Below are 12,748 nucleotides of genomic sequence, written 5' to 3'. Positions count from 1 at the left end.
TCCATATGATTCTTTCTAATGAGTGGTTTGATTGCTTTTCATTATAGGTCATATGGGGCTTTTTTCATACTCAAAAAGGCTCCATAATCTCCGAGGTGGATTTACCCACTACAGAAATTATAGAGCCAAATAAGTAAAATGAGCATGTTTAATATAGAGAGATAGAAGTAAATCGAATTAGCCCTCATCATACCTTCATCTGCTAAAACTCCGATTACTATCTGGGTACAGAAAGAAATTATAACTAAGCATAATATTATAAATATCTCTATTAGTTGGTATTTGGAATGTGAGAAAGTAATTGTAAGGATACTAGTTATTAGGCACAAGATAATTATGGTCTGTAATAAAATATTAATCATGTTACGTTTTTAAGGGTTACATCCAGCTAAAATAACTCTATTTAGATTAGTTTCGGTTCTCCAAGGTTCAATGTTCCAAGGATTTTTAAAATTCGCTATAGTAAAAGCATGACATAGAAATTGAGCTTCCATAGACGCTGTATTTTTCCAGTGCGGACTCGAACTATGACGATCTTTAAGCAACCTAAATGCGTTAGAATAGTTTGCTGCTCGAGCATTAGGATTATCTGAGTTTATGAACATTGCGCTAGAATTATAATGGCAACTTAACGTAATTCCGTCTGAGCGACTAACCCAACCGGTATTACTGTTGAAGTAGTCACTGTAGGTATTAGCTCGCTGATATTTCGCTGCAAGATAATATTTCTTAAATTCTGCTATATCTTGACTTTTTATTTCGATATCTTTAGAATTACAGATTTCATTGGATTCTAAAGAATGTGCTAAATATAAAATCTGTTCTATATTATCAAAATATAATTTAGTGCGAATAGCTTTTGAGAAAAGCTAAATTTATGATTTATGTTGGATGAATATAAATGATATTTCACTTGTAAAATATAGTTTCCGAAAATATGTCCCTTCCTATTACTAAGCGTATCAATTATATTCCTTTATACACTCTTATGATAACCTATCTCTATTTTTTTGTCGAACGCTTACATTTTTGTTGGATTACTTTCCGGGATTGAAAGAGTAGCAAGGTATTTAAAGTTGATTAATTAAGTTTGCCTTAGGATTGATTACTATAGTATAATATTCTTAGAATTTACAGGAGGAACGAAGATGATGTCTCAACCAAAACGGCAAAAACTTTTCCTAGCTTTTTTAATAGCTTGTTTGACCTTCTTTTTTTGGCCTCAGGTAGTCAAAGCTTATGACATTACCCAGTACAAGGGGCATTTAACCATCAAGGAGGATAATTCAGCAACCTTCGATCAGGAATTGTCCTATGACTATCAAGATTCTTACAATGGGCAGTATGTGACGCTTGGAATGGCTGGGGATATGCCTCAGAATTTTACCATTCAAGCTAACCAGATCCAGTATCGTGTTTATAAGAATGATGCTCTAGTCAGTTCTAATTACGCTGGTGAATTGGAACAATCCAGGCAAGTTGACATTGAGAATATGGGAGACGGTTATCGGCTCAAAGTCTATAACGCCGTACAAAATGGAGATCGTGTCAGGATTCAGGTCCGATGGCCCTTACAAAACGTGCTTTATCCCTATCAGGACATTGCTGAGCTCAAGTGGTTCCCAATCAGTGACTGGGATATTCCCTTATCTAATATTGAATTTCGAGTGACTGCACCAACCTATCACAGTAGTCAGATGGCAGTTCATACCGGCTATCTGAGAGAGCCTGCTCAGGTGGAAAAAGATGGTCAGGATTACTTGATTTGCTTGGATCGATTAGGAAGCGGTAAAAAGTTAGAATTTCATGGTTATTGGGACAGGGCTATTTTATCAGCTGTGAGTCCAGACGCGATTATCACAGAAAATCACCTGCAGGCTTATGAAGCTACAGAAGCCAATATAAGTCAATATTCTCAGCTGATGGAGCGTGTGAGCTATCAGTGGTTACCGCTAGTAGCTGTTGTCGCTATGCTCTTAGATGGTCTGCACTGGATTACCTTTAGGCGCAAGGTTGACCTCAGGACCAAGATGCTTAAAGATGCGAGACTCTATGAAGTGCCAAGCGCTCTCAACCCCATGCAGGTGACGCGTGCTATCTATAATACAGAGCTCGAAACCATCAATCCGGCAAATCCCCAACCGAGTCGCATAGACTTTGATCATCTTGCGCAAGCAACACTCTTAGACTTAATTGATCGCGGGAATTTGCGTATTGAAGCAAACGATGACGAACCGTTGGTGATTTATCAATCCAACAGAGGTCTCAGCGAAGCTGAAAGCGCCTTTCTCAGTATGGCCTTTTCGGACCAGAAAGAGCTCACCATGGACCGGCTCTTCTCAGATTTTTCAGCAGATAATCACGTGCTGACTTCCCGATCAAGAAGTAAAGAGGCCGCCATTCGCGCTAGCGGAAGCAACTTGCTCAAGCGTTATAATCAGGCTTTTAAAGGCTTATCAACTGCCTTAGAAAGAGACCTCGCTCAATGGCAGCTTCCAGCTTACTACCGGCCGCTTGAGTTTGGAGAAGCTGGTCAGCTATTGGCGATTGGCCTGCCCTCTTTATTAGCAGGACTAGGTACTGTTCTCTTGTATCTTTTCCTGCTCATGAATTTTTCCACCCACAGTTGGGCACTGTTAGGGATTGGTGGGGTGGTTGGGGCCTTTGTTTTAACCCTCTATGCTAAAAAATCAAACTTGAAACGAGACGGTATATTAACGGAGGCTGGTTTAGAACAGTATCAGCTTTGGGAAGCGTTTAAACATATGCTACGCGATATTGGCCGTTTTGACAAAACGGAGCTAGATGCGATTGTTTTATGGAATCGCCTACTGGTGTATGCGACTCTCTTTGGCTATGCCAAGGAAGTGAGCCGAGTCCTTGAAATCAATGATATCCAATTGGACAATCCTTCTCTTAACGCCTTTGTTTACCGAGGTTATTCCCCATTTTTGAGTGCACGGACAGGTGCCTTCACCCAAGATGTCCATACGGCAAGGGAGGCCAGCAATTTCTCTGTTTCCTCAGGAAGTGGTAGTAGCGGCGGTTTCTCGTCTGGAGGCTTCTCTGGCGGTGGTGGCGGTGGAGGAGGAGGCTCCTTCTAAATGGCCTATTATAGTTTGTCAATGTGTAATGTCAGCCCCCTTAAGATAAACTGTTACGGTAAAGTCTTGGGTAAAAAGGCAAGCTATTTCCCTCCGATAGCAGTTGCTAGGTACGATGGTCTAAGAAGTCTTGTATAGCCTCTAAGCTTGATGCGACAGCAGGTTAAGGCTATTGCTTAAGGGCATTAAATGACCGAATTGTGATAGAAGAAGGAAGACTGTCAAGATTCGCTGAGCGGCTTTATTTGGAGTTGAGTGTTGGAAATGGCAAAAAATAGTGCAAATAATTCTTGACAAAGCGAAAAAGCTGGCGTATAATGCTAACTATATCAGAAAAGTAATCTGTAGAGGTTTTCAGGGAGCTTGTGGGTATTGCGAACAAGTAGCATCTAGAGATGAAAATTGGGCTGATATTCATAAGGAATTCTAACACATAGGAATTCGGTGTGCACCCCTTACCGTGCAGCTTGTTGTTTGACAAGTTAGAGATGATGGATGACTCTAGATATATTCCATCAATTGAGGTGGCACCGCGGACCTATTCGCCCTCACTTTCCCTTAGGGAGAGTGAGGGTTTTTGTTTATCTTCAACTAAGAATGGTACCAGCTTATGTTGAGGTGAACAGGAGGAATTTAGCAGGTCTTAGGACGTAGGTTTGTGAGTGAATCTGCATGGAAAAATAGAAAAGAGGTATAAGATGACAGAACAAAAAAGAGGCTATTTTGGCGAATTTGGTGGGAGCTTTGTACCAGAACCGATTCAAGCATTGCTGGATGAATTAGAGACTGTTTTTGAAACGTATCGAGAGGATCCGGATTTTCTGGCAGAATATCGTCATTATCTCAGAGATTATTCTGGTCGAGAAACACCGCTCTACTTTGCAGAAAGTCTCACTAACCACTTGGGAGGTGCTAAGATTTACCTCAAACGTGAGGACTTGAACCACTTAGGCTCTCATAAACTCAATAATGTGTTAGGACAGATTCTTTTGGCTAAACGAATGGGGAAAACGCGTGTCATCGCTGAAACAGGGGCTGGTCAGCACGGTGTTGCTACTGCCGCAGCTGCTGCGAAATTTGGCATGGCCTGCGATATCTATATGGGAGCAGAGGATACCAAACGCCAAGCGCTTAACGTCTTTCGGATGGAGATGATGGGGGCTACTGTTCACGCAGTTGAAAGTGGCACCCAAACGCTTAAGGATGCTGTTGATGCTGCTTTTGGAGCTTGGATGGCAGACTTGGATGCCTTCTACGTTTTAGGATCAGCTGTCGGTCCCCATCCCTACCCAAGTATTGTCCATGAGTTCCAGAAAATCATTTCTCAGGAATCGCGTCAGCAAATGTTAGAGAAGGAAGGGCGTCTTCCTGACGCAGTGATTGCCTGTGTAGGTGGTGGCTCAAATGCTATCGGAGCTTTTTCAGCTTATTTGGCCGATAAGGAGGTTCAACTCATTGGGGTGGAGGCTGCTGGTAAGGGTTTAGAAACTGACCTTCATGCGGCAACTATGACCAAGGGACGAGTTGGGATTGTGGATGGAATGAAGACGATCTCCTTGTTTGAGGAAGATGGTTCTGTTTCACCTGTTTATTCTATTTCAGCTGGTTTAGATTATCCCGGAGTTGGCCCTGAACATGCTTTCCTAAAGGAAAGTGGCCGTGTGGACTATCGCGCAGCGACAGACCAAGAAGCTGTGGATGCCTTGCTCTTGCTATCCAAAACAGAAGGGATCATTCCTGCCATTGAGAGTTCACATGCTTTAGCACAAGCCATTGCTCTAGCCCCAGCCCTATCGAAAGATCAAATAATTGTTGTTAACTTGTCTGGCCGTGGGGATAAAGACGTTGCGGCTATCGCTGATTATTTAGAAAAAAAGTAGGAGATCAACATGAAGAATAAGAAATTGTTATTGGTGCTAGCAGCTCTGGTAATGGCAGTCCTGGTTTACCTAGGTCTGTCGGGTCAGACCAAAAATAACGCAGAAAAACCTGCTAAGGCTGGAGAAAAAGTCTCTATCGGTGTGTTGCAGTTTGTCACCCACGAATCTCTAGATGAGATTTACCGTGGGATAGAAGCTGGTTTAGCAGAGGGTGGGTATCAAAAAGATGCTAATTTGACCATCCATTTCATGAATGCAGAAGCAGATCAAAACCAGATTCAAAAAATGAGTGAGCAGCTGGTTGCAGATCAAAACACTGCCCTGATTGGGATTGCAACACCAGCAGCCCAAGGACTTGCCAATGCGACTAAGGACATCCCTGTTATTATGGGTGCGGTAACCGATCCCCTTGGGGCTAATCTGGTCAGTGACCTGAAAAAACCAGGTGGTAATATCACTGGGGTGTCAGATGCGACACCTGTTGCGGACACAGTAGAGTTGATTCAGGCTATTACGCCAGAAGCTAAGACGATCGGTATCTTGTATTCTAGCAGTGAAGACAATTCGCTTTCACAAGTTAACGCCTTTACAGAAGCAGCAGAAAAAGCGGGCTATAAGGTTGTCCCTTATGCCGTGCCATCAACCAACGAAATCAATACAACCGTAGCAGCCATGCTGCCTAAAGTAGATGTAGTATGGACGCCGACAGACAACACGATTGCTTCAGCTTTTCCGGCTGTTATCTCAGCCGCTAAGGAAGCGCAAAAACCAGTCTATACATCAGTTGAAACAATGGTAGAACAGGGTGGCATTGCCTCTGTGACACTGAGTCAGTTTGATTTAGGTGTCGCAACAGGTAAGATGGCGGCAAGCATCCTTGATGGCGCAGATCCTTCAACAACACCTGTAGAAATCTTTAGTCAAGGAACTATTGTGGTGAACCAAAAAGTGGCTAAAGAATTGGGACTAACCATTCCAGACAGTCTGCTTCAAAAAGCTGCAACGGTTATAGAATAGGGACTGCTTTAAGTTTAATTATTAAGAGAGAAAAACAATGCTTTCAATCATTTCACAAGGCCTTTTGTGGGCGATATTGGGGTTAGGGATTTTCATGACCTTTCGGATTCTCAATTTTCCAGATATGACGATTGAGGGTTCCTTCCCGCTTGGAGGAGCAGTCGCAGTGACCTTGATTACCAAGGGAGTCAGTCCCTTGGTGGCGACTGGGATTGCTATCTTGGCAGGCTGTTTAGCTGGCTTGGTATCTGGTTTGTTGTATACTAAGGGGAAGATTCCCACCCTCTTGTCGGGAATTTTGGTGACCTCGTCTTGCCACTCCATCATCTTGATGGTTATGGGGCGAGCTAATTTAGGGTTATTAAATTTTCCTGTTATACAGGATAGCTTGCCTTTTTCCGCACGGACGAATGAGTTGGTCCTTGGCGTTTTAGTCCTAATTTTGGTTATTGGCTTCCAAATTACTTTTTTAGATACGCGCTTGGGACAGGCTTATATTGCTACAGGGGATAACCGTGATATGGCCAAATCCTTTGGCATTGATACGGATAAGATGGAGCTGATGGGGCTGGTTTTGTCTAATGGCATTGTGGCACTTGCAGGTGCCCTGATTGCCCAGCAAGAAGGGAGTGCAGACGTTTCTCGTGGAATCGGGATTATCGTTATTGGTTTAGCTAGTCTGATTATCGGTGAAGTCATGTTTAATAATCTCACGTTGCTGGAGCGTTTAATAACGATTGCAGTTGGTGCGATTGCTTATCAGTTTCTCTTTTGGACGGTTATTCGTCTCGGTTTCAATACTAGCTACATGAGAATTTATTCGGCGCTTATCTTGGGAATCTGTCTCGTCATTCCTGAGCTTAAGGCCAAATTCTTTAAGGGAGTGAGGATCACCAAATGACAGCAGTAGTGGAATTAATCAATGCAACTAAGCTTGTTAACAATGGCTTTGACGAACAAAAGGTTATCCTTGATGGCGTTAATTTGACTATCCATGAGCAAGATTTTTATCACGATTTTAGGAGGAAATGGCGCAGGAAAATCAACGCTGTTTAATACTATTGCTGGAACCCTTCCGCTAACGAGCGGGCAAGTCAGAATCCTGGGAGAGGACGTCACTAACTGGCCAGCAGAAAAGCGGGCTAAGTATTTGTCAAGGGTTTTTCAAGATCCGAAGATGGGGACCGCGCCCCGTATGACGGTAGGAGAGAACCTTCTAATTGCTCAGCATCGTGGGGAGAAGCGAGGACTTGTTTCCCGACGCTTGGCCAGCCAAAGTGAAGCCTTTTTGGCTCTATTAGCCAAAACAGGCAATGGGCTTGAAAAGCATTTGGAGACTCCGGCTGGGCTCTTATCCGGAGGACAACGTCAGGCGCTCAGTCTTTTGATGGCTACACTGAAGCGTCCTGATTTATTGCTCTTAGATGAACATACGGCAGCCCTTGATCCTAAGACTAGTCAGGCTCTTATGCTTTTAACAGATCATTTTATCAGGGAAGAGCAATTGACGGCTTTAATGATCACGCATCGCATGGAAGATGCTCTTCAGTACGGTAATCGTCTGATTGTGATGAAGGATGGGCAGATTGTGCAAGACCTGACTGCCAAAGAAAAAGCCCAGATGGCCCTGCAAGATTATTATCGGTTTTTTGAATAGTATAAAACGGGCTCTAATGGCAAATAGGTTTAAAAAAGGTTGAGATTGGCAAAATGTCAATCTTTTTCGGCTCATTGTCAACTGTAGTGGGTTAACCAATTTAAGACCGAGAGAAGACAAGTTTAGTCTTCTCTCGTTTTATGTTTAGACGCCAAAATCGTTTTGGCATCTGCCTTTTTAGGGTGTCACTTTGTACCAACCGTGACGCTTCAACAGCGCATAGAATCCTTCTCTAGTAGTCTCTTTCCCGATTTTAGTTTGGTAAGCCTCATGCATTTCTGCAATGGTGACAAATTGTCCTGAAGCACTGCCACCAAACTGTTCTTTTAAGAATGCTTTTTCTTCTTCGTCAGTCAGATCAGAAGGATGAAGGCCTCCTCGTGCATCATGGGCAAGGGCAGAGAGACCTCCTTGCTCTTAGAACCTGTATTCACAATAGAAACACTGACTAGAATGGGCGAATTTTAGCTTACTCACTATCAAATGTTCTGGTAGTACGGCCATTATGCCCGCAAAAATTGTCCTCAGCTGGCCAAAAACTAGCCTAAGTAACTTAGTATTCCTATTATGAATACAGGTTCTTAGTTTTTCACCAAATGCCAAATGGCATCATGAGATAAACCGATGAAGTCAGAAATAGCTTTGTAGGTCATCTTTTGAGAGCGTAGATAGACGGTTTGAATCCGTTTGTGATAGGAAGGAGCTGTTTATTCTTGAGGGCTGATTTGAGTCCTGTGAGTTGACCTTGTGTAAATGTCATATAAGTATTATAGGTCAGAATTTGATTTTTGTTAAGTATTACCAGGAAGTTAAAAACGAGTTAATCAAGGACATCGCCCAACTGGATTTGACCATCACAGACTTGCAAGATAAGGTCGCTCATCTCAACAAAGTGTCTGAAGGCCTGCTTAATCTCAGCGATGCCGACCCAGAAAACCGACAATTAGTCCGATATGATTATGCCAAGATGAATCTGACAGCAGTTATTACACTTGAAAAAGTCGAGCAGGAGGTCAAACAATGCCAAGAAGAACTTCGTAAATTGATAGATGACTATGAGCATAGAGTGAGAAGATTGGAGAAGTTTGTTAGCCAAATTGCTGGGAAAGAGAATTTATTTCCAAATCAACAAAAAAAATGATGGATTTAATGTTTTTTGACAATAAAACAAACAAATAATGTTGGAAAAGTGATATAATGAAAGTAACTAATTTGAGGAAGTTGAAAATGAAAAAATATAGAAGACATGAAGAAATAGTACGACTTGTACAAGAAAAGGGAACGATTAGAATAGCTGAACTGGTTGAAATCTTCGATATCACAGATATGACAGCTCGACGTGATTTATCTGAGTTAGAAGAGAGAGGTTTACTGACAAAAATTCATGGTGGTGCTCGTAGTAATAATGCCTTTGCACTGAAAGAGAGTTCTCATCAGGAAAAACACGATAAAAATATTGCAGAGAAATCTGAAATAGCAAAGAAAGCAGCAGCTTTGATTGAGGATGGTGATACCATATTTCTGGGGCCGGGTACAACTGTAGAACTTTTAGCAACGGAAATCCAGAATACTGTATTATCAGTTGTGACAAATTGTTATCCCGTTTTCAAGCATTTATATGAAAAAAAGACCGAAACCTTTAAGGTGTATCTTTTAGGTGGGGAGATGAGGCAAGTAACTGAATCATTTGTTGGTGAAATTACGAATACTATTTTAGAAAAGATGAAATTCAGCAAAATGTTTTTTAGTGGAAATGGTGTAAAAGAAGGGGAAGTCATGACTTCGTCCTTTGCAGAAGCCTTTACGCAACAAATGGCTTTAAGAAATTCTTTGGAAAAATATTTACTAATTGATACCACTAAGATAGGAAAAGAAGATTTTACAACATTTTGTCAATTAGGAGAATTGACTGCAGTAATTACAGATAGTTTTAGACCAGAACAACTACAAAAAATTAGAGATTTCACAGAAGTCATTTCTTGATATAACAAAAAACCAACAAAAACCTCTGTAAATGTTGGTTTTTTTGGTTTTGCATATAAAAAAATAAGAAAATAACATTTTTTAGACATTTTTTGAACAAAAAGTGTTGACAAAATGTTTCTTTGGGTATATAATCATAGTTGTAAAAAGGTTGTAAACGCTTTTTCTATATATTAACTACAAGGAGTATATTATGGCAATTGTCATTGGTGCAGATCAAGCTGGACTAAAATTAAAAGATATTATCGTTGATTATCTTAAGGAAAATCAATTAGAGGTTATTGATGTTAGTCAAGGAGAGGTAAGAGATTTTGTCGATACGACTCTTGCTGTTGCAAAAGAGGTTCAAAAAAACGACGAGAATTTGGGTATTGCTATTGATGCTTATGGAGCAGGTAGCTTTATGGTTGCTACGAAGGTAAAAGGTATGGTAGCCGCAGAGGTATCGGATGAACGTTCCGCCTACATGACGAGAGGTCACAATAATTCTCGTATGATTACTATTGGATCAGAAATTGTTGGTACAACATTAGCTAAAAATATCGTAAAAGGGTTTGTCTTTGGTTCATATGATGGCGGTAGACACCAAATTCGTGTCGATATGCTCAATAAAATGGGTTAAAATAGAAGAAGGGAAATAAACATTTATGAAAATTGCTGTTGGTTGTGACCATATCGTTACCGATGAGAAAATGGCTGTTGTTGATTATCTAAAAAATCAAGGACATGAAGTCATTGACTGCGGAACTTATGACCATGTCAGAACTCATTATCCAATTTATGGAAAGAAAGTCGGCGAGGCTGTTGTAAGTGGCAAAGCAGATTTAGGAGTTTGTATCTGTGGAACTGGTGTTGGTATCAACAATGCCGTCAATAAAGTTCCAGGTGTCCGCTCTGCACTTGTCAGAGACATGTCTTCTGCAGTATATGCAAAGGAAGAATTGAACGCTAACGTTATTGGTTTTGGTGGAAAAGTTACTGGAGAGCTTCTAATGTGTGATATTATTGACGCATTCATTGCTGCCGAATACAAGGAAACACCAGAAAATAAAAAATTGATTGAAAAAATCAGTAAGATAGAAACTCAAAATGCTGAACAGGCTAACCCAGAGTTCTTTAATGAATTTTTGGAAAAATGGGATCGTGGAGAATATCACGACTAAGTAGGTAGGTATTATGATTCTGACAATAACACTGAATCCATCGATTGATATTTCCTATCCATTGGAAAAGTTTGAAGTTGACACTGTCAACCGTATTGCAAATCCCATTAAGACAGCAGGTGGTAAAGGCTTAAATGTCACGAGAGTTCTCCATCAGTTGGATGATAAAGTAGTAGCAAGCGGGCTGCTTGGAGGAAAACTAGGAGAATTTATTGAAAGTGAACTAGACAATTCCTCTATTAAACACTCTTTTTATCATATCAAGGGAGAGACAAGAAACTGTATCGCCATTTTACATGATGGAAATCAGACTGAAATTCTAGAGCAAGGACCTGAAATTAGCGAGAAGGAATCCAATGGATTTTTAGAATACTTTAGAAATATCATATCTGATTTTACTCTAGTTACTATTTCAGGAAGTCTTCCTTCAGGATTACCGTCAAATTACTATGTTCAGATGTTATCAATTTGTGAAGAAAAGAATATTCCTGTTGTGCTTGATTGTTCGGGTGATTCTCTGAAACAAGTCTTAAAATCGAATAGAAAACCAAAAGCAATTAAACCAAATACAGAGGAGCTATCCCAACTACTTGGTTCAGAAATTACAGATGATATCTATCAATTGAAATTTAGTTTGCAAAACGAACTTTTCAAAGGTATTGAGTGGGTGATTGTATCTCTGGGATCAAAAGGTGCTTTTGCTAAGCATTGGAATAACTATTATAAGGTCAGTATTCCAAAAATTGAAGTTAAAAACCCAGTTGGTTCAGGTGATTCTACTGTTGCTGGTATTGCCTCCGCAATTGTTGGGAATTTGGATGATGTAGAACTTCTTAAAAAAGCTAATGTTTTAGGAATGTTAAATGCACAAGAAAAATTGACTGGCTATGTCAATTTAGCCAATTATCAGAAATTAGCTGATCAAATTCAGGTAGAAGAGGTGTAATTATGGTATTAACAGAAAATAAACGTTTATTTATGGAAAAGGTTAGTGATAAGAGTGGAATTATCTCTGCATTAGCTTTTGACCAGCGTGGAGCATTGAAAAAAATGATGCGTCAGTATCAAACAGAGGAACCATCTGTTGAACAGATCGAACGTTTGAAAGTCATCGTTTCTGAGGAGTTAACTCAGTTTGCGTCATCCATTCTTTTAGACCCAGAATATGGTTTGCCTGCAGCCAAATCAAGACATGCAGAATCAGGCTTATTATTGGCATATGAAAAAACAGGGTATGATGCAAGCACAACAAGCCGTTTACCTGATTGCCTTGTAGAATGGTCTGCAAAACGCCTTAAGGAAGAGGGGGCAGATGCAGTTAAATTCTTACTCTATTATGATGTCGATGGAGATCCATATGTCAATCTGCAGAAGCAGGCATATATTGAGAGAATTGGTTCTGAATGTAAGGCTGAGGACATCCCATTCTTTTTGGAAATTCTATCATATGATGAAAAAATTGAGGATAACTCAAGTATAGGGTTTGCTCGTGTTAAACCACGTAAGGTAAATGAAGCCATGCGGGTCTTCTCTGATGAAAGATTTGGCATTGATGTTCTCAAAGTAGAGGTTCCTGTCAATATGAACTTTGTAGAAGGTTTTGGAAATGGTGAAGTCGCTTATACTAAAGAGGAAGCAGCTCAATATTTCCGAGACCAAGAAGCTTCAACACACTTACCATATATTTACCTTAGTGCAGGTGTTTCAGCACAATTATTCCAAGATACACTTGTTTTTGCCAGTGAATCAGGAGCAAAATTTAATGGTGTCTTGTGTGGTCGAGCCACATGGGCAGGTTCAGTCAAGATTTTCATTGAAGAAGGTGAAGAGGCTGCACGTCAATGGTTAAGAACAGTTGGTTCTGAAAATATTGAATCCTTAAATAGAGTTTTGGAAACCTCAGCTACTTCATGGAAACAAAAATAAGAGAAATTATTTAGGAGG

Annotated in this window: 10 protein-coding genes and 2 pseudogenes; 11 read left to right on the top strand and 1 reads right to left on the bottom strand. The window is 40.5% G+C overall.

All coding sequences use genetic code 11. The features are described from left to right. Positions 1–371 precede the first annotated feature (371 nt). Positions 372–743: a DUF2599 domain-containing protein gene (locus HF992_RS12400; RefSeq protein WP_425505599.1), complete on the bottom strand. Its 372-nt coding sequence runs from the start codon at positions 741–743 to the stop codon at positions 372–374. A gap of 405 nt (positions 744–1,148) precedes the next feature. On the opposite strand from HF992_RS12400, the gene HF992_RS07760 reads away from it, so the two are divergent. The 11 genes and pseudogenes from HF992_RS07760 (at position 1,149) to lacD (ending at position 12,730) form a co-directional block, all read left to right on the top strand. Then, a complete protein-coding gene (locus tag HF992_RS07760; protein WP_168549474.1) occupies positions 1,149–3,104 on the top strand; it encodes a DUF2207 domain-containing protein in 1,956 nt (651 codons plus the stop codon). A gap of 698 nt (positions 3,105–3,802) precedes the next feature. Then, positions 3,803–4,984: a tryptophan synthase subunit beta gene (gene trpB, locus HF992_RS07755; RefSeq protein ID WP_168549473.1), complete on the top strand. Its 1,182-nt coding sequence runs from the start codon at positions 3,803–3,805 to the stop codon at positions 4,982–4,984. Positions 4,985–4,993: 9 nt separating this feature from the next. Then, positions 4,994–6,001 carry a tryptophan ABC transporter substrate-binding protein gene (gene trpX, locus HF992_RS07750; protein WP_168549472.1) on the top strand — a complete coding sequence of 336 codons (1,008 nt, stop codon included), beginning with the start codon at positions 4,994–4,996 and terminating at the stop codon, positions 5,999–6,001. A 37-nt stretch (positions 6,002–6,038) separates the two neighbouring features. Continuing rightward, a complete protein-coding gene (locus tag HF992_RS07745; RefSeq protein ID WP_168549471.1) occupies positions 6,039–6,902 on the top strand; it encodes an ABC transporter permease in 864 nt (287 codons plus the stop codon). Then, positions 6,899–7,658: pseudogene (locus HF992_RS07740) on the top strand (ABC transporter ATP-binding protein). Before HF992_RS07745 ends, HF992_RS07740 begins: the two are co-directional and overlap by 4 nt. Positions 7,659–8,451: 793 nt before the next feature. Next, positions 8,452–8,799 (top strand): annotated as a pseudogene (locus HF992_RS07735) (helical hairpin domain-containing protein); the annotation flags it as partial. Positions 8,800–8,885: 86 nt separating this feature from the next. Further along, positions 8,886–9,641: a DeoR/GlpR family DNA-binding transcription regulator gene (locus HF992_RS07730; RefSeq protein WP_168549469.1), complete on the top strand. Its 756-nt coding sequence runs from the start codon at positions 8,886–8,888 to the stop codon at positions 9,639–9,641. Positions 9,642–9,834: 193 nt separating this feature from the next. Further along, complete coding sequence (gene lacA / locus HF992_RS07725) at positions 9,835–10,263, top strand: galactose-6-phosphate isomerase subunit LacA (protein WP_168549468.1); 429 nt, start codon at positions 9,835–9,837, stop codon at positions 10,261–10,263. Between the two features lie 25 nt (positions 10,264–10,288). Continuing rightward, positions 10,289–10,804: a galactose-6-phosphate isomerase subunit LacB gene (gene lacB / locus HF992_RS07720; protein ID WP_168549467.1), complete on the top strand. Its 516-nt coding sequence runs from the start codon at positions 10,289–10,291 to the stop codon at positions 10,802–10,804. A gap of 13 nt (positions 10,805–10,817) precedes the next feature. After that, positions 10,818–11,750, top strand: a complete 933-nt coding sequence (gene lacC / locus HF992_RS07715) for a tagatose-6-phosphate kinase (RefSeq protein ID WP_168549466.1) — start codon at positions 10,818–10,820, stop codon at positions 11,748–11,750. A gap of 2 nt (positions 11,751–11,752) precedes the next feature. Beyond that, the gene (gene lacD, locus HF992_RS07710; protein WP_168549465.1) at positions 11,753–12,730 is read left to right on the top strand and encodes a tagatose-bisphosphate aldolase; all 978 of its coding nucleotides are present in this window, start codon (positions 11,753–11,755) and stop codon (positions 12,728–12,730) included. Positions 12,731–12,748 lie beyond the last annotated feature (18 nt).

This window comes from Streptococcus ovuberis, assembly GCF_012396585.1.
Taxonomy (GTDB): Bacteria; Bacillota; Bacilli; order Lactobacillales; family Streptococcaceae; genus Streptococcus; species Streptococcus ovuberis.
Note: the sequence above shows the minus strand (reverse complement) of the source record. Positions and strands in the feature narration are given on the sequence as shown.